Origin of the sequence: Lutibacter sp. (assembly GCF_021647475.1) — a bacterium.
Lineage (GTDB): Bacteria > Bacteroidota > Bacteroidia > Flavobacteriales > Flavobacteriaceae > Lutibacter.
This window is the reverse complement of record NZ_JAKIUR010000025.1, coordinates 11574-28455: the sequence shown is the minus strand read 5'-3', so window position 1 is coordinate 28455 and position 16882 is coordinate 11574. Positions and strand designations below refer to the sequence as shown.

17 protein-coding genes are annotated in these 16882 nt (G+C 26.8%); 9 read left to right on the top strand and 8 right to left on the bottom strand.

What is annotated here, in order from left to right; genetic code table 11:
* Window positions 1-16 precede the first annotated feature (16 nt).
* Window positions 17-2086 carry a S9 family peptidase gene (locus tag L3J60_RS07600; RefSeq protein ID WP_291974895.1) on the bottom strand — a complete coding sequence of 690 codons (2070 nt, stop codon included), beginning with the start codon at window positions 2084-2086 and terminating at the stop codon, window positions 17-19.
* Window positions 2087-2164: 78 nt separating this feature from the next.
* Between L3J60_RS07600 and L3J60_RS07595 the strand changes: the two genes are divergently transcribed.
* Window positions 2165-2485 carry a YbaB/EbfC family nucleoid-associated protein gene (locus L3J60_RS07595; RefSeq protein WP_291974894.1) on the top strand — a complete coding sequence of 107 codons (321 nt, stop codon included), beginning with the start codon at window positions 2165-2167 and terminating at the stop codon, window positions 2483-2485.
* On the opposite strand, the gene L3J60_RS07590 is transcribed toward L3J60_RS07595, so the two are convergent.
* Window positions 2482-3906, bottom strand: a complete 1425-nt coding sequence (locus L3J60_RS07590) for an AAA family ATPase (RefSeq protein WP_291974893.1) — start codon at window positions 3904-3906, stop codon at window positions 2482-2484. The two genes, L3J60_RS07595 and L3J60_RS07590, sit on opposite strands and share 4 nt — an antisense overlap.
* Window positions 3907-4003: 97 nt before the next feature.
* On the opposite strand from L3J60_RS07590, the gene L3J60_RS07585 reads away from it, so the two are divergent.
* Genes L3J60_RS07585 through L3J60_RS07575 form a run of 3 tightly spaced genes read left to right on the top strand, consistent with a single transcriptional unit; the run spans window position 4004 to window position 6085 of the window.
* Window positions 4004-4738 (top strand): hypothetical protein, encoded by a 735-nt coding sequence (locus L3J60_RS07585; protein ID WP_291974892.1) that lies wholly within the window; start codon window positions 4004-4006, stop codon window positions 4736-4738.
* Window positions 4704-5552 (top strand): DUF3822 family protein, encoded by an 849-nt coding sequence (locus L3J60_RS07580; RefSeq protein WP_291974891.1) that lies wholly within the window; start codon window positions 4704-4706, stop codon window positions 5550-5552. Before L3J60_RS07585 ends, L3J60_RS07580 begins: the two co-directional genes overlap by 35 nt.
* On the top strand, window positions 5549-6085 hold the full coding sequence (locus L3J60_RS07575; RefSeq protein WP_291974890.1) for an RsmD family RNA methyltransferase: 537 nt from the start codon (window positions 5549-5551) through the stop codon (window positions 6083-6085). Before L3J60_RS07580 ends, L3J60_RS07575 begins: the two co-directional genes overlap by 4 nt.
* On the opposite strand, the gene L3J60_RS07570 is transcribed toward L3J60_RS07575, so the two are convergent.
* From L3J60_RS07570 to L3J60_RS07550, 5 genes are all read right to left on the bottom strand, one after another.
* A complete protein-coding gene (locus tag L3J60_RS07570) occupies window positions 6082-7035 on the bottom strand; it encodes an AAA family ATPase (RefSeq protein ID WP_291974909.1) in 954 nt (317 codons plus the stop codon). The two genes, L3J60_RS07575 and L3J60_RS07570, sit on opposite strands and share 4 nt — an antisense overlap.
* A 2-nt stretch (window positions 7036-7037) precedes the next feature.
* Entirely contained in the window at window positions 7038-8417 is a 1380-nt protein-coding gene (locus L3J60_RS07565; protein WP_291974889.1) for a peptidylprolyl isomerase, read from the bottom strand.
* Window position 8418: 1 nt separating this feature from the next.
* Window positions 8419-9264, bottom strand: coding sequence for a hypothetical protein (locus tag L3J60_RS07560; RefSeq protein ID WP_291974888.1), 846 nt, complete (start codon window positions 9262-9264; stop codon window positions 8419-8421).
* Between the two features lie 8 nt (window positions 9265-9272).
* The gene (locus L3J60_RS07555; RefSeq protein ID WP_291974887.1) at window positions 9273-10874 is read right to left on the bottom strand and encodes a peptidylprolyl isomerase; all 1602 of its coding nucleotides are present in this window, start codon (window positions 10872-10874) and stop codon (window positions 9273-9275) included.
* 68 nt (window positions 10875-10942) lie between these two features.
* Window positions 10943-11233: a DUF493 family protein gene (locus tag L3J60_RS07550; protein ID WP_291974886.1), complete on the bottom strand. Its 291-nt coding sequence runs from the start codon at window positions 11231-11233 to the stop codon at window positions 10943-10945.
* Window positions 11234-11522: 289 nt separating this feature from the next.
* Here L3J60_RS07550 and L3J60_RS07545 point away from each other — a divergent pair, with 289 nt between their 5' ends.
* The 5 genes from L3J60_RS07545 (at window position 11523) to L3J60_RS07525 (ending at window position 16036) form a co-directional block, all read left to right on the top strand.
* Entirely contained in the window at window positions 11523-12077 is a 555-nt protein-coding gene (locus L3J60_RS07545; RefSeq protein WP_291974885.1) for an ATP-binding protein, read from the top strand.
* On the top strand, window positions 12077-13972 hold the full coding sequence (locus L3J60_RS07540; RefSeq protein ID WP_291974884.1) for an ATP-dependent DNA helicase RecQ: 1896 nt from the start codon (window positions 12077-12079) through the stop codon (window positions 13970-13972). Before L3J60_RS07545 ends, L3J60_RS07540 begins: the two co-directional genes overlap by 1 nt.
* Window positions 13972-14916 (top strand): methionyl-tRNA formyltransferase, encoded by a 945-nt coding sequence (gene fmt / locus L3J60_RS07535; RefSeq protein ID WP_291974883.1) that lies wholly within the window; start codon window positions 13972-13974, stop codon window positions 14914-14916. Before L3J60_RS07540 ends, fmt begins: the two co-directional genes overlap by 1 nt.
* 189 nt (window positions 14917-15105) lie before the next feature.
* On the top strand, window positions 15106-15378 hold the full coding sequence (locus L3J60_RS07530) for an HU family DNA-binding protein (RefSeq protein ID WP_291974882.1): 273 nt from the start codon (window positions 15106-15108) through the stop codon (window positions 15376-15378).
* Between the two features lie 100 nt (window positions 15379-15478).
* Entirely contained in the window at window positions 15479-16036 is a 558-nt protein-coding gene (locus tag L3J60_RS07525) for a YqgE/AlgH family protein (RefSeq protein WP_291974881.1), read from the top strand.
* On the opposite strand, the gene L3J60_RS07520 is transcribed toward L3J60_RS07525, so the two are convergent.
* Window positions 16028-16843 (bottom strand): aminotransferase class IV, encoded by an 816-nt coding sequence (locus L3J60_RS07520; RefSeq protein ID WP_291974880.1) that lies wholly within the window; start codon window positions 16841-16843, stop codon window positions 16028-16030. The two genes, L3J60_RS07525 and L3J60_RS07520, sit on opposite strands and share 9 nt — an antisense overlap.
* Between the last annotated feature and the right edge of the window lie 39 nt (window positions 16844-16882).

Sequence of the window (16882 nt, the reverse complement as noted above, 5' to 3'; positions counted from 1 at the left end):
TAAACAACATGCAAATTTAATAATTTTTTTTAAATGAAGTGTAACCTTCTAATCCTAAAATAAATCCATAGTCTCTTGCCGTTTCTTTTAAAGCATTAAATCTTCCTGAAGCACCACCATGACCAGCTTCCATATTGGTATGCATTATTAAAATATTTTTATCTGTTTTTAATTCTCTGAGTTTTGCCACCCATTTTGCTGGTTCAAAATATTGCACTTGAGAATCATGCAATCCTGTTGTTACCAACATATTTGGGTAATTTTGAGCCGTAACATTATCAATTGGTGAATATGATTTTATATAATTGTAATATTTTTTATCATTTGGATTTCCCCATTCATCATATTCGCCTGTTGTTAAAGGTATAGAATCATCTAACATGGTAGTTAAAACATCTACAAAAGGAACGTTTGCAACAATTCCATTAAATAAATTGGGTTCCATATTAATTATCGCTCCCATTAATAATCCTCCTGCTGAACCTCCACTTGCATATAAATGTTTTTCTGAAGTATATTTTTTTGAAATTAAATGTTCTCCACAAGCAATAAAATCGGTAAACGTGTTTTTTTTATGTAATAATTTACCTGTTTCATACCAATTTCTTCCTAAATACTCACTTCCTCTAACGTGTGCAATAGCAAACACAAATCCACGATTTAACAAACTTAAACGTGTTGAGCTAAATCCTGCATCAATGGTATATCCATAAGAGCCATAACCGTAAAGTAATAACGGAGTGTTTTCTGATAAGTTTGTATTTTTATGATACACCAACGAAATAGGAATTTTAACTCCGTCTTTCGCAGTAGCCCAAATCCGTTCACTTTTATAATTATTTTTATCAAAGTCTCCACCTAAAACCTGTTGTTCTTTTTTAATAATTTTAGTTTTATCATCTACATTAAAATCGATAACAGAATTTGGTGTAGTCATAGAATTATAACCGTAACGGATTACATTTGTATCGTATTCTGGATTAAAATAAACACCTGCGGAATAGGTTTCCTCTTCAAAAGGCAAATAAAAATCTTCAGATTTATCCCATTTAATTATACGAATTTTATTCAAACCATTGCTACGTTCCTCAACTACTAAAAAATCTTTAAAAATAGAAATGTCTTCTAATAAAACATCTTTTCTATGTTTCATAACTTCTTCCCAATGCTCTTTATTTGTGGTCTTTTCAGAAGTTCTCATTAATTTAAAATTAATAGCATCATCTTTATTAGTTAAAATATAAAAGTGCTCATTAAAGTGTGCAATACTATATTCTAAGTCACGTTTTCTAGCTTGGAAAACTTTAAATTCTCCATTTGGATTATCAGCTTCTAATATTCTATACTCACTAGAAACCGTACTGTATGAACCTATTACTAGATATTTTTCGGATTTTGTTTTATAAACATAAGTATTAAAAGCTTCCTCTTCTTCAAAATAAATTTCAATATCTTCAGAAGGTTTTGTGCCTAAAATATGTTTAAATATTTTTTCGCCACGTAACGTTGTAGAATTTTTTTGGGTGTAAAAAATAGTTTTATTGTCATTTGCCCAAGTAGCCGAACCCGTAGTATTTATAATTTCTTCTTCTAAAATTTCACCTGTTTCTAAATTTTTAAAATGCAAGGTATATTGCCTTCTACTAACCGTATCTACCCCAAACGCAGCCATTTTATTATTAGGACTCACAGAAATTCCTGATAAATTATAATACGCATGTTTTTCAGCCATTTTATTAACATCAAACATTATTTCTTCAACTGCATTTAAGGAATCTTTTTTACGAGTAAAAATTGGATATTGTTGTCCGGTTTTAAATTTAGTAATATATAAATATTGATTTTTTTTATAAGGAACTGATTCATCATCTTCCTTAATTCTAGATTTCATTTCCTTAAATAAATCTTCTTGTAATGGTTTAAAATCTGCTGTTATCTTATCATAATATTCATTTTCGGCATTTAAATATGCTAAAACTTCAGGATTTTCGCTATCATTTAACCAATAATAATTATCTATTCGTTCATCATTATATTTCACTAATTTTTTAGCTATTTTTTTTGCTTTGGGTGATTGTATATTCATAGGATTGATTGGTAAAAATAAATTTAACTTGGCAAAAGTAGTATATTTGTCCGCTACTAAAATTAAAATTACATTAAAATGTTTGGTGATTTAGGTAATATGATGCTAAAGTTGAAAGAAGCTCAACAAAATATTGAAGCTACAAAACAACGATTACACACAATAATTATTGATGAACAAGCGAATAATGGAGCTGTAAAAGTATCTGTGACTGCTAATAATGAAATTAAAAATATTACTATTTCTGAAAATTTAACTAATAAAGAAGAAATTGAAGATTATTTAGTGATTGCTTTAAATAAAGCACTTTCTAAAGCCAATGAAATTAAAGAAACAGAACTTTCTACTGCTGCCAAAAATGGAATGCCAAATATTCCAGGAATGAATAATTTAATTTAATCTTCAAACATTTCATCTTTAAAACCTATTAAGTACACTTTTTCTTGTGCTCGTGTAACCGCTGTGTATAACCAACGAAGATATTCAATATTTTGACCTTCAGGTAAATACGGTTGCTCAATAAAAACAGTTTTCCATTGTCCACCTTGTGATTTATGACAGGTTACTGCGTATGAAAATTTTACTTGTAAGGCGTTAAAATACTTGCTCTTTTTTACACCTAACAATTGCTTGTACTTTGATTTTTCAGCAGTAAAATCTTTTGCTACTTCTTGATACAATCGATTTGAATCTTCATAAGATAATGATGGCGTTTCAGAACTTAACGTATCTAATAGTAAAACAGTTTCAAACGGACGTTGATTGGGATAATCAATCATTCTTATTTTAACTTCAGCAAACCTAAATCCATATAATTCTTTAATTGAAAATATTTCTAAAATTTCACAAATATCACCGTTGGCTATAAATCCGGCATTACTACTTTCCTTTAACCAGAAATAATTATTTTTTACTATCATTATAAAATCCCCAGTAGAAATCTCATTTTCCTGACCTCTAATTTTACTTCTAATTTGCTGATTGTATTGATTTGCCCGTTTATTAGAACGAACAATAAAAGCAGTATCTTCTACTCCAATATTATCATAAGCAGTATTAATAGCATCTTCAATATCATAACCATCTACCAACCTAATTAAATCTGGAAAATTAAGTTGAAACTTAAATTGATTTCCCTGGTTCGCAATTTGCAAACGTAAATCAGTAGCATTTATTAAAATACCAGAATCTTTATGCTGACGCATAACTTCACTTAATTCAAATTCTGTAACTTCTTTATGGTAATTAATACTTAGTTTGTGGGCATCTAAGGCAGGACTTAAAACTAACTTAACAGGTGGTAATTGTGCAGTATCTCCAATTAAAATTAGTTTACAATACACTCCAGAGTACACATAGGAGATTAAATCATCTAATAAAGAACCGTTTTCAAATAATTTTGATCCAGTAGTAGCATCAGAAATCATTGAGGCTTCATCCACAATAAAAATAGTATTAGTATGTTTATTTTGTTGCAATACAAAATTAACACCGCCTGATTTATTTTTCCTAGGATGATATATTTTTTTATGAATGGTAAATGCCGCACGATTTGAATATCCTGAAATAACTTTAGCTGCTCTACCCGTTGGAGCCAATAAAACTGCTTTTTTACCAGCACGCCACAAGTTATTAACCACCGTACTAATAGTAGTAGTTTTACCTGTACCGGCATATCCTTTTAATAAAAAAAGGGATTGTTGATTTTTATCAAATATAAAATCTGATAACTTTTCAAGCAATATTTCTTGCGAATTTGTTGGCTCAAAAGGGAATTTCGTAAGTAAATCCTTAAAAAAATCTGGTGCGGTTTTTGTCATAAGTCAAATAAAATTCAAATATACAAATTGATTTATGCAGAAAAATTTTTCTCATTAAAAAAAATTTGTAGATTTGCTACAAACAAAAAAAACTCAAATGATAACATTTTTTATTATACTAGCAGCAATTATAGTTACTGTTTTATTAGCTTATGCTATTGTAAATTACATTCCTAAAAAATTACATTGGATTATTTCCATAATTCTTATTGCATTAGCAATATTTTTGGTTTATAAAATTAATTTTGAAGTAACTAAGCCAATTAAATTTAACAAAGAGAAAAAAGTTAAATATGCTAAAGTAATTAAAGTACTTAAAATATTACGTGATGCTGAAGTAGCTCATAAAAGAGTAACTGGTAATTACACAAATAATGGAGCAAATTTAATTGCTTTTATTGATACTGCACAATTTGCTGTAACTCAAACTAAAAACGTTCCAAAAACTATTCATCTTGGTGGTGGAATTACAAAAGAAGTTGAAGAAAGAGTTGTAGATACTGTTGGTTATGAACCTGTTAAAGATTTATTTAAAGGTAAAGATTATAAAAACATGTTGCAAATACCTGGCACCAATCAACAATTTAAAATTGAAACAAGTATTATTGAAAAATTTGGTACTATAAAAACTCCAGTATTTGAAATTAAAGTAGATAAAGCATTAATTTTAAAAGGAATGGATTATAATTTAATCAATCAAGAAAAGGATGCTATTGGCGGAGATGACATTAAAGGTGCATTTGTAAAAGTAGGTTCACTTGATGATGTTAGCGAGGATGGTAACTGGCCTCCATTTTATGATAAAGGAGATAAACAAAATACAGACGAATAACGTAGATTATCTAAATTTATTAGATAACCATTTATCCATCCAACTTAGTTTGGATGGATTTTCTTTTTGTGTTTACAATAAAATTCAAAAAAAAATTGGTGTATTTGAAGTATATGAATTTAAAGAAAAAAAAATATCGCCACAAAAACATCTAGAATTAGTAAAAGAAATTTATGCCAATCATAAAATTTTATCTTTAAAATATAATTCAGTTAGTGTTGCTCATTTTAACAATTTAGTTACCCAAGTTCCTAAGGCTTTCTTTGATAAAAATAAATTACCCAGTTATTTGCAATATTCCGTTAAGTTATTGGAAGACGATTTTATAACTTATGATACCGTTTTAAACACAGAAATTATAAATGTTTATGTTCCTTTTGTAAATATCAACAATTTTATGATTGATGTTTACGGTACATTTTTCTATAAACATTCTTCTACTATTTTAATTGAAAATCTACTACAACAATTTAAAAATACAGCCGAAGAAATCTGTTTTGTAAATGTTACTAAAAATCAGTTTGAAATTATAATAATACATCATAATAAATTGATTTTATATAACTGCTTTGATTTTACAACAAAAGAAGATTTTATTTATTACATTTTATTTACAGCCGAACAATTAAAACTTAATCCAGAAAAAATTAAAATTCAATTAATGGGAGATATTAAAAAAGAATCAGAACTGTTTACTATGCTATATCAATATATTAGAAACGTTTCTTTTTACAAACCAACAACTTTTCCTGAAATATTAAAAGATATTTCAAAACATTCTTATTTTGCTTTATTAAATCAGTATAAAAAATGAGAATTATTTCTGGAAAATATAAAAGTAAACATATACAAGCTCCTAAAAAATTACCTGTTAGGCCAACTACAGGTATGGCAAAAGAAGCCTTGTTTAATATACTTAACAATCTATTTTACTTTAATGAAATAAGTGTTTTAGATTTATTTGCAGGAACTGGAAATATTAGTTTTGAATTTGTATCTAGAGGAACAAAAAATATAACTTCTGTAGATTCTTTTTTTGGCTGTATAAAATTTATTAATAAAATAGCTCAAGATTTAAATGAGGATATTCACACCGTTAAAAGTGATGTTTTTAAATTTTTAGGAACTTCAAAAACATCATACGATATTATTTTTGCCGATCCGCCATATCATTTTGAAACTACTTCTTTTGAGAAAATTGCAGATTTAGTTTTTCAAAATAATATAATTAATAAAGATGGACTTTTAATAATTGAACACTCTAAACGCACCAATCTATCTAATCATCCAAAATTTAGTTATAGCAAAAAATATGGAGGAAACATGTTCAGCTTTTTTGAAAACTAAAATAACGATTCTATAATTTGCTTTTCTGAAATTCCTTCTGCTTCTGCTTTGTAATTTTTTATAATTCTATGTTTTAAAATGGCATAGGCAACTGTTTGGACATCTTCAATATCTGGAGAATATTTACCGTGAACAGCAGCATTAGCTTTAGCTCCTAAAATTAAATTTTGTGAAGCTCTAGGTCCTGCTCCCCAATCAATATAATCATTTACTATATCAGGTGCATTTTCAGATTTAGGTCTAGTTTTTGAAACTAATTTAACCGCATATTCAATAACATTATCTGCCACAGGAATTCTACGGATTAAATGTTGAAAAGCAACAATATCATCACCGCTCATTTGAGAATTTAAAGTAACATTGCTATCACTTGTCGTCGCTTTTACAATCGTAATTTCCTCATTATAAGAAGGGTAATTCAAATTTACAGAAAACATAAACCTATCTAATTGTGCTTCTGGTAAAGGATAAGTTCCTTCTTGTTCTATTGGATTTTGAGTGGCTAACACAAAGAATGGTTGTTCTAAAATATGATGATGTCCAGCAACTGTTACTGTTTTTTCTTGCATGGCTTCTAACAATGCAGCTTGGGTTTTTGGCGGAGTTCTATTTATTTCATCAGCTAAAATAATATTACTAAATATAGGACCTTTAATAAATTTAAACTGATTACTTTCATCTAAAATTTCACTTCCTAATATATCTGATGGCATTAAATCTGGCGTAAATTGAATGCGTTTAAAATCTAAGCCTAAACAATTTGAAATTGTTTGTACCATTAAGGTTTTAGCAAGGCCTGGCACACCAATTAATAAAGAATGACCTCCACTTAAAACAGATAATATAATTAAATCTACAGCTTTATTTTGACCAATTATAATTTTGCCAATTTCTTGCTTTAGTAACTTATATTTTTTTACAAGTTTAGATAACTCTTCTACATCTGACATTCTTATTCCTTTTTCCAATTATGTTTAAATTTACACTTTTTAAAATCTTTATTGATTTTTATATAAGTGTCTACAATTTTTTCTTTGGCCCATTTATCAATAGCTTCTTCTTTCTTTTTTTCAAGAGTTAATTGTTGTATTTTTTCGTAATCTTTATTAAAATTAGCTATATGAGCATCATCTTTACTTTTTACCAGTAATATTTTAAACATTTTTGCTCCTCCTCTAACTTCATCATAAAAAGGTGGGGTTATTTCACCTGCTTTCAAATTGCTAATTCTTCCGTACAATGTTGGATCCATACGTGTTAAACTAAAATGGGTATCATTAGTTTGAGGATTTAAAATTAAGCCTTTATTATTTTTAGTTTCTTTATCATCAGAGTATTTTAAAACTGCTTCATCAAAAGTTATTTTTTTATCTAAAATTTGCTGACGAATGTTAGTCAATGTATCTTTTGCTGCTTGTAATTCTTCAGAACTTATTTTTGGTTGAATTAAAATATGACGCACATCTCGCTCTTGTCCTTTAATTTTTTCTACTTTTAAAATATGCCAACCAAAACTTGATTTAAAAGGTTCTGAAACTTCACCTTCATCTAAACTAAAAGCTACATCTTTAAATTCTTTAATAAAATTGCTTTGACGCGTTATGGTATATAATCCGCCAGATCCAGGTCCATTACCTGAAACTGCTGGGTCATCTGAATTTATAATTGCTTTTAAACGAAAACTAAATCCGTTTTCAATATCATCTCTAATTTTATTTAATTTATCAACAACACGTTTGGTTTCTGCCTTTGAAGGTTCAATGGTTCTTACAATTTGTGCCAATTCTATTTCAGCACCAAATTCTGGTAAATTATTACTTTCTTTTAAATTATTATAATAGGTTCTAACTTCTTCTGGAGTAACATCCATTTTATCAGTAATACTTGCTCTTTCTTCACGAATTAGCATTTGCTCTTTTTGAATTTTATATAATTCGCCTCTTAAATCGGCTTCATTATTAAAACCATACAAATCTAAAACTTTATCCATAGAGCCTAACTGCTGGGTGAAATAGGCAATAGTTCGTTCAACTTCTGAATTTACTTCAGTATCTGCAACTTCCATACTATCAACCACAGCGTGATGGGCTAATAGTTTTTGCATCATAATTTCTTCTAAAATTTCGCAATCTGAAATGTCAATTTTTCCTTCGGTACGTTGTTTTAATTCTTTTTTAAACTTATCAATATCTGAATCTAATACAATGTTTTTTCCAACTACTACTGCTACTCCATCTACTTTAACTCTTTTGGTTTTATCCGCTAGTTTTTCTTGAGCATTTATTCCTAAATAGCATAGTAATAGTCCAATAAATATTAGTTTTTTCTTCATTTTAATATATTTCAAATTGTTGTTTTTTTCTTGCATCGTTAACTAAGGTTTCTTCAATATTTTTTATAAGTTTCAACTTTCTACGTTGTAAAATAATTTGTTTAATAGTTGGATTAATATAGCTTTTTGGAGCAACACTACCCACTTTTAAAACATTTGATATTTTCAGCAAATATAAACTTAATGAATCTTCTTTTTGAATAAAATAATCTTTTTTTAGTAATTGCTTTTTATCTATATTTTTAAAGATTGGAACTTTAGAAACTAAATCGGTATATTTTACCCAAATAGTATCATTTAAATTCATTGATTTTAATGATAATTCCTTTGATTTTAAGCTATCTAAATCTTCTTTTTTGTTTGATTTAAATAGTTTTATTAATTCTTTTTTATTTAATACATTTTTACCGAAATTTATATATTTCAATTGAATTAAATCTTCATTTAACCTGAAATTTAGATGATTTTTTTTGTAAAAAGAATCGATATTATTTTCAGTTATTACCGTATCTAAATATTGTTCTACGGCTTTTTCTTTATAGGAATTTATAAATAAATCTTCTTTATATTTTTTAACCAAATCTTCAAATTTATTGGTTTCATCAGCTAAGTTTAGTTTTGCTTTATTTAAAAGAAGTTCATGCTTAATCCACGAATTAATATAATTTTTAACTCGTATAATACTATCTTGTTTTAAATTACTATTGGTCAATATATTTTTTATATCTTTTTTATATAAATAACTGTCATTTACTCTAGCAATTGGCTTTTTACTATCATTTTTAACAGTAAAATAATTACATGATAATATAGTAAAAGCAATAAATAATAATAAAAGTTGTTTCATTATATTATTTAAATATTTGATTTTAAAATTCGTTTTTCTTCCTTCTTATTTATTTCAATTTTATATTTTGAATGTAGTTTTTTTATCAATTGTTTTTCTAAATAATTTTGATAATCTGAAATTATAATTCCTTTATGAGTTTCTAAATTTGTATTTTGATATTTTTTAGTTTTCCAATGGTTATAAAATTTAACTAATCCAATACTATCTTTTGATTTATTCCAAACTTTATTTTCAAGTAAATCAAACAACAACATTCCATCTTTAAATTCACTAAACATTTTTATAAAATCTGAATTTGTGTTTTCAATATAATTTTTATAATAATTGAGTAATTTACTTTGTTTAAACTTATTAAATACTACGGAAATATTTTTACGGTTTTGCCTATTTAAAAACATCCCGAAATCTTTTTGTGAATATTTTTTTTGTCCGATACTTAATAGCTCTTTATCAAAATTTTCAGGATGAGTTTTATAGTTATCTACGCTAAATTGGTTTAATGCAACTGAATCTACAACAACTTTAAACAGCTTATTTAGTTTATTATACAACGTTTTATTTACCACGCTAAATCTTGAATTTCTTTTAACTTGATCTGTTAGTTTTGGTTTTAAATTTTTAAAACTTTCAATAGGATATTTTTTAATTAATTTTATGATGTGCCATCCGTATTTTGTTTTAAATGGCTTAGAAATATCGTTTGCTTTATTTAATGAAAAAGCTACATTAGAAAAACTTTCAATCATTTTACCAGCACCAAATTTTCTTAATCTTCCACCATTTACCGCACTAGCTTTATCATCAGAAACCTTTTTAGCCAAATTGTAAAAACTGACTTTATTGTTTAATAAAATGTCATAAATAGAATCTATTTTCTGTTTAGCATTTAGTGTGTTATTTTTTATCATAATATGAGCAACTTCTACTTCGCCTCTATTATTTCTAATACCATTAACCTTTATAATATGATAGCCAAATTTTGTTCTAAACGGCATAGAAACTTTATTCAGCGGAGTTTTATATGCTTGATTTTCAAACGGATAAACCATTTGAAAAACAGTAAAATATCCTATTTTTCCACCATTTTGCTTTACTGTAGGATCTTGTGAAACTTTTTTTGCAACATCTTCAAACTTTTGACCGCCTAAAATTAATTTTTTTGCTGCCAACAATTTATTATAAGCTATTAAAGTATCTTTTGGTTTTGCACCTTGCTTTAAAAATATTAAAATATGACTTACATTTACTTCTTTAGTTAATCTATTATATGCTTCTTTAACTAATTGTTGGGTTAAACTGTCATTTTTTAAATACGGAATAATTAACTGATTTTTATATTGTTGCACCTCATTTTTAAACTTCTGAATAGTATCTAAACCTAAAGATTTTGCCTCAATAATTTTCAACTTATAATCTATAAACAACTTTAAATAATCTTTAATATTTTCATTGTTAGATTTAGTAACCTGAAGGTTTTTTTTATACGTATTAATAAATTCTTGTGTATAATACGGTTTAGCATTAATTGTAAATAATACATGATTACTTTCTTGAGAAAAGCCTTTTAAAGCGAACAGAAATACAATACAAATTTTAAGAAATTTCATAAATTATTTTTTTATAAAATAAAACGGTGCAATTTATTTTTAATTGTTTAATTAAGCTGTTAAAAGTCTCATAAAGAAATTATCCCTTCAACAACTTCTACATCTTTATATTTTTTTATTACATCGTCTGCATTATTCATTTTAACCAAAATTGAAATGCTAATAAATTTACCTGTTTTAGATGATTTTTTGGTAATTACAGCTCCCAAATAATCAAAAATAGTTTCCACTTTATTTATTTTTTCTTCATCTGACGGAACAATAAATTTATATAAATATTTAGTAGGAAATTTTGTAGTTTCCTCTAAATCGTTTTTTAACTTTTTATAAAACGCTTCTTTTTTATCCATTTCACTCATAAATAGTACTGTTATTTAACCCGTTGTGCATTTTAACTTTTTAAACCTACTGTTACGTCAGTTCAAGCCTGCCTGACGGCAAGGCAGGTAATTTTTAATAAAAAATTGTATCGAGAACGATTATCTCTAACTAAAAAACCTATTCTCGATACTAATTTTAAGCCTAAAAAGGCTAAAATTCACTCGAATTGACGAAATTTTATCTAATGCACAACGGGTTTATTTAATATAATTTCAAATTGTTAATAGTAAGATGACAAAATTACATGAATATTTTTAGTATAATTTAATGAATACCTTATTTTTGCATATGCAAATAAAAGTGGTAATTACTGGAGGACCTGGAACAGGAAAATCAACAGTTATAAATGAATTAATAAAACGTAATTATGATTGTATGCCTGAAATTTCGAGGGAAGTTACCTTAAATGCTCGAAAAAAAGGAATTGAACAGCTCTTTCTAACAAATCCTCTACTATTTAGTGAATTGTTGCTAGAAGGTAGAATTAACCAATATATTGAAGCTGAGAAAAAAAATAATTCTATTGTGTTTTTTGATAGAGGAATACCTGATGTTCACGGATATATGAATTACATTAGCATAGATTACCCAACATCTTATATTCATAAAAGTAATTTATACCGCTATAATTATGTTTTTTTAATGGCTCCGTGGAAAGATATTTATATTTCAGATAATGAACGTTACGAAAATTTTGAGCAATCTTTGGCCATTCATAATCACTTAGAACGAACTTATAAAGATTTGAATTACAATATAATAGAAGTTCCTTTTGGTACAGTAACCTCACGAGCTAATTTTATTTTAGAAACTATAAAATAATGAATACACCTGTTGAGATACTTCAAAAATATTGGAAACATTCCAGTTTTAGAAAACCTCAAGAGGAAATAATTACTGCAACCATACAAAAACAAAATACCATTGTTTTATTACCAACTGGTGGTGGAAAATCACTTTGTTATCAAATTCCTGCTTTATTACAAAAAGGAATTTGTATCGTAATTTCACCCCTAATTGCATTAATGAATGATCAAGTTAATCAACTGAATGAAAAGAATATAAAGGCAATTTCATTAACTTCACAACTTAATTTTGAAGCAACTATTACTGCTTTTGATAATTTACAATTTGGAAATTTTAAATTTTTATACTTATCTCCTGAAAAGTTACAAAACCCATTAATTCAAGAAAAAATTAAACAATTAAATGTTTCGTTAATTGCAATTGATGAGGCACACTGCATTTCTGAATGGGGACACGATTTTAGGCCATCATATTTAAAGTTACAACTATTAAAAGATATTTGCCCTAATGCCAACATAATGGCTTTAACAGCAACTGCAACCCCAAAGGTTTTATTAGATATTAAAGATAAATTAAACCTTCAAGACGCTATCATCTTTAAAAAATCATTCAAACGAAATAATTTAAAATTTAGCGTTATTACTTCAGAAGATATTTACGGACAACTAATACAATCTCTTCAAAAAAATAATGGATCAAGCATTATTTATGCTGGAACACGAAAACAAACTAAAGAAATTAGCAATTTTTTAACTAAAAAAGGATTTAAAAGCAATTACTATCACGGAGGCCTAACTACAACAGCTAAAAGTTTAGCATATAATAATTGGATTTCAAATAAAGTTCCAATTATGGTAGCTACAACCGCTTTTGGAATGGGAATTAATAAATCAGATGTTAGGGCTGTTATCCATATAGCAACACCAAATAGTGTCGAAAATTATTTACAAGAAGCTGGAAGAGCTGGAAGAGATAATAAACCTGCCATTGCAATTATTATAAGTAATAAAAGTAGTATTAACGAAACCATACATCAGTTTAATATTAATACTCCAAAAGCTACTTTTGTTAAAGAAGTTTATCAAAATTTAAATCAATATTTTAAAATTTCCATGGGAGAAATTCCTAAAGAGATTTTTGATTTTTCTATTCAAGAGTTTTGTTTTTATTATAAATTACCTTTATTAAAAACATTTAATGCTTTAAACATTTTAACACGCGAAGAAATTATTTTTATTGATGAAAATTTTAGTAAAAAAACTACCGTAAAATTTTTAATTAGAAGCCAACAAGTTTTTGATTACATTGAAAACAAACCGAACAAAAAGAAATTAATAAACTTATTATTAAGAAGTTATGGTGGAATTTACGATTATAACACCATAATAAATGAATATAGTTTATCAAAAAAAATGAATTGTTCCGTTCATAATTTAATAGAGCAGCTAAAAGAATTACACACCAATAAAATTATTAATTATAAAGCTAATAATAATCAATCAAAGTTAACATTTTTATTACCTAGAGATGACAATTATATTATCAACCAAATTTCAAAACACATCAATCAGCAATTCCAAATAAAACAAAATAAGTTAAAGGCAATAATACAGTATATAACAGATAATAAAACCTGTAGAAACATTCAATTAGCTAACTATTTTGAGGAAAAATTAACTATTCCATGCGGAATTTGTGATGTTTGTGAGCAACATAATAATCCTTCCGTTTCTATTAAATTACTATCTGAACAAATTTTAAATTTAGTACAAAACCAGACATTATCATCAGCAATAATTTGCCAACAAATAGCCATTCCAAAAGAAATTATTTTAAACTGTTTAAAAAATTTACTAAACGAAGATAAAATATACATAAATTCGCAAAACAAATTTAAAGCAACTAAATAATGAGAAAATTACGTATCGTTTTTATGGGAACACCAGATTTTGCTGTTGGAAGTTTAGATGCACTATTAAAAGCTGAATTTAATATTGTGGGCGTTATTACAGCACCTGATAAACCTGCCGGACGAGGAAAAAAATTACATCAATCTGCTGTAAAAAAATATGCATTAGCACATCAATTAAATTTATTACAACCTACAAATCTTAAAAATGAAGCCTTTTTAAATGAACTAGAACAATTGGATGCAAACCTGCAAATTGTGGTAGCTTTTAGAATGTTACCAAAGGTAATATGGCAAATGCCAAAGTTTGGTACGTTTAACTTACATGCTTCATTATTACCTAATTACAGAGGAGCAGCACCAATAAATTGGGCAATTATTAATGGAGAAAGTAAAACGGGTGTAACTACTTTCTTTATAGATGAAAAAATTGATACAGGCTCTATTATTTTACAAGAAGAAGTTAGTATCAATAAAAAAATAACTGTTGGTGAATTACATGATCAACTTATGATTTTAGGAAGTGAATTAGTTGTAGAAACAACAAAATTAATTACTGAAGATAATATCAAAACGATCCCTCAAATAGAAAGTGATATTAAATTTGCACCTAAAATTTATACGGAGACTTGTGAAATTAATTGGAATAAATCTTTAAATGAAATATACAATCTAATAAGAGGTTTAAACCCTTATCCTACAGCTTGGTGTTTACTTTTAAATAATGAAAGTGAAATAAAAGTAAAAATATATGATGTTGAAAAAGAATTAATTTCACACAACTATACTATAGGAAAGATAATTGCCACTAAAAAAGAGATTAAAATTGCAACATCAAATGGATTTCTCAAAATTAACAGTTTACAATTGGCAGGTAAACGAAAAATGGATACAAAAAGTTTGTTAAACGGATATAGTTTTTCATCAAATTCTAAAATGGTGTAAACCCGTTATTTCATAGGGTTAACCCTGTTTTTTTGATTATATTTTCAAGTTTATTAACATTTACTATCATTTATTAACAAATTAGGCACTTTTTACACCAAAAACTTGCATAAACCCTTATTCCGTCTAACTTTGTTAAGCTTTTAAAAGCAAAATATGTTTAACCTAAATTAATTTAACATTTAAATTATGAATAAATCAGATTTAATTGATGCTATGGCAGCAGATGCTGGCATCACAAAAGCAGCTGCAAAATCAGCATTAGAATCATTAACTGACAACGTAACAAAAGCTTTAAAAAAAGGTGAAAAAGTTGCTTTAGTTGGATGGGGAACTTGGTCTGTTTCTAAAAGAGCAGCAAGAACTGGTAGAAATCCTCAAACAGGAGCTACAATACAAATTAAAGCTAAAAACGTAGTTAAATTTAAAGCAGGAGCTGGTTTTAGCAGTGCAGTAAATTAATCTATTTAAGAAATTTATTCTTAAATATTCAAACTCTCTTTTTTAAAGAGAGTTTTTTTATTCACTATTTTTTTTTATATTTAAGAAATGTTTATGATAAATGTCAGTTAAAAATCTTTTAAAAGGTAAATTATTAATCTCAGAACCCTCTATTTTAAATGATAAATCGTTTAATAGATCCGTTATTTATTTAACTGAAGATAATATTGACGGAAGTGTTGGCTTTATTATTAACAAAACTACAGATTTTGTTTTAAAGGATTTAATTCCTAATATAAACTGCGATTTTAAGGTCTATAATGGAGGTCCTGTAGAACAAGAAAACTTATATTTTATTCATAAAATTCCTGAATTAATACCTAATAGTATTGAAATTTCAAATGGTATTTTTTGGGGAGGAGATTTTGAAGTGCTAACTAGCTTATTAAACGAAGGGAAAATTAATCAATCTGATATCCGTTTTTTCTTAGGATATTCTGGCTGGACCGAAAATCAGTTAAAAGAAGAACTGTCTGAATCAAATTGGGTGGTAACTGATAATAAATATCCTGATTTATTAGGTTTAGAAAGTGACAATATTTGGAAAAACCAAATACTTAAATTAGGTGGTGAATATCAAATTTGGGCAAATGCACCTAAAAATCCATCTTTAAACTAATTTATTTAATTCCCTTTCTATCTCTTTGGTAACTTCTACTGAAAATACTTTCTTTTTATATTTTGTAACTGATTGAATTCCTATTATAGCATTAGTAATAAATAGTTCATCAGCTTTTAGTATATCAAAAGGTGAAATTTGAGTTTCTTCTAGGTTGAACTTTTCTACTTTATTTAGAATTTCAATAATTTTTTTTCTGATAATCCCTTTTATGCATCCATCAGTAATAGGTGGCGTTTTTATGATGTTGCCTATAACTATAAAGATATTTCCGTTTATTGCTTCTACAACATTTTTATTTTCATTTAACAAAATACAATTGTCAAAATCATTTTCTGAGGCATAAATACTTGCAAGTATATTGGTTAATTTATTAGTGGTTTTAATAGTTGATAATAATCCTGAGGATATAAAATAATCTTTAAAAATATCAATTTCATAATTCGGTTTTATAGAAATATTTAGTGCATTAACTTCAATCAAATAATTAATAGCATTCGTTTTTGGCAAGTATAATCCGCCATCAGCCCTAAAAACGGTAACTCTAACTCTTGCATTTTGAAGGTTAGTATTTTTAACGGTTTTAATTATTTCCTCCTGAAAAAATTCTAATGAAAAATGTATGGGAATTTCCATTCGTAACATTCTCATAGAAGCCATTAACCTAAAATAATGATCTTCTAAAAAAACAACTTCTAAATCAATAACTTTAATAGTTTCAAACAACCCATCTCCATATTTAAATGCACGATTTAAATTATTAAATACAGGTTTATTATCTATTAAAATTTTACCATTTAAATTCATTTTGTAAAAGTTTAACAAAATTAAAAGCCTCGAAAAATC

Bases quoted from the DNA above. Each gene is read 5' to 3' on its own strand.
- L3J60_RS07565 (WP_291974889.1), bottom strand. From the start codon at position 8,417: ATGAAGAAAAAACTAATATTTATTGGACTATTACTATGCTATTTAGGA.
- L3J60_RS07530 (WP_291974882.1), top strand. From the start codon at position 15,106: ATGAATAAATCAGATTTAATTGATGCTATGGCAGCAGATGCTGGCATC.
- L3J60_RS07540 (WP_291974884.1), top strand. From the start codon at position 12,077: ATGAATACACCTGTTGAGATACTTCAAAAATATTGGAAACATTCCAGT.
- L3J60_RS07595 (WP_291974894.1), top strand. From the start codon at position 2,165: ATGTTTGGTGATTTAGGTAATATGATGCTAAAGTTGAAAGAAGCTCAA.
- L3J60_RS07555 (WP_291974887.1), bottom strand. From the start codon at position 10,874: ATGAAATTTCTTAAAATTTGTATTGTATTTCTGTTCGCTTTAAAAGGC.
- L3J60_RS07560 (WP_291974888.1), bottom strand. From the start codon at position 9,264: ATGAAACAACTTTTATTATTATTTATTGCTTTTACTATATTATCATGT.
- L3J60_RS07545 (WP_291974885.1), top strand. From the start codon at position 11,523: ATGAATACCTTATTTTTGCATATGCAAATAAAAGTGGTAATTACTGGA.
- L3J60_RS07600 (WP_291974895.1), bottom strand. From the start codon at position 2,086: ATGAATATACAATCACCCAAAGCAAAAAAAATAGCTAAAAAATTAGTG.
- L3J60_RS07580 (WP_291974891.1), top strand. From the start codon at position 4,704: ATGATAAAGGAGATAAACAAAATACAGACGAATAACGTAGATTATCTA.
- L3J60_RS07575 (WP_291974890.1), top strand. From the start codon at position 5,549: ATGAGAATTATTTCTGGAAAATATAAAAGTAAACATATACAAGCTCCT.
- L3J60_RS07525 (WP_291974881.1), top strand. From the start codon at position 15,479: ATGTCAGTTAAAAATCTTTTAAAAGGTAAATTATTAATCTCAGAACCC.
- L3J60_RS07550 (WP_291974886.1), bottom strand. From the start codon at position 11,233: ATGAGTGAAATGGATAAAAAAGAAGCGTTTTATAAAAAGTTAAAAAAC.
- L3J60_RS07520 (WP_291974880.1), bottom strand. From the start codon at position 16,843: ATGAATTTAAATGGTAAAATTTTAATAGATAATAAACCTGTATTTAAT.
- L3J60_RS07590 (WP_291974893.1), bottom strand. From the start codon at position 3,906: ATGACAAAAACCGCACCAGATTTTTTTAAGGATTTACTTACGAAATTC.
- fmt (WP_291974883.1), top strand. From the start codon at position 13,972: ATGAGAAAATTACGTATCGTTTTTATGGGAACACCAGATTTTGCTGTT.
- L3J60_RS07585 (WP_291974892.1), top strand. From the start codon at position 4,004: ATGATAACATTTTTTATTATACTAGCAGCAATTATAGTTACTGTTTTA.
- L3J60_RS07570 (WP_291974909.1), bottom strand. From the start codon at position 7,035: ATGTCAGATGTAGAAGAGTTATCTAAACTTGTAAAAAAATATAAGTTA.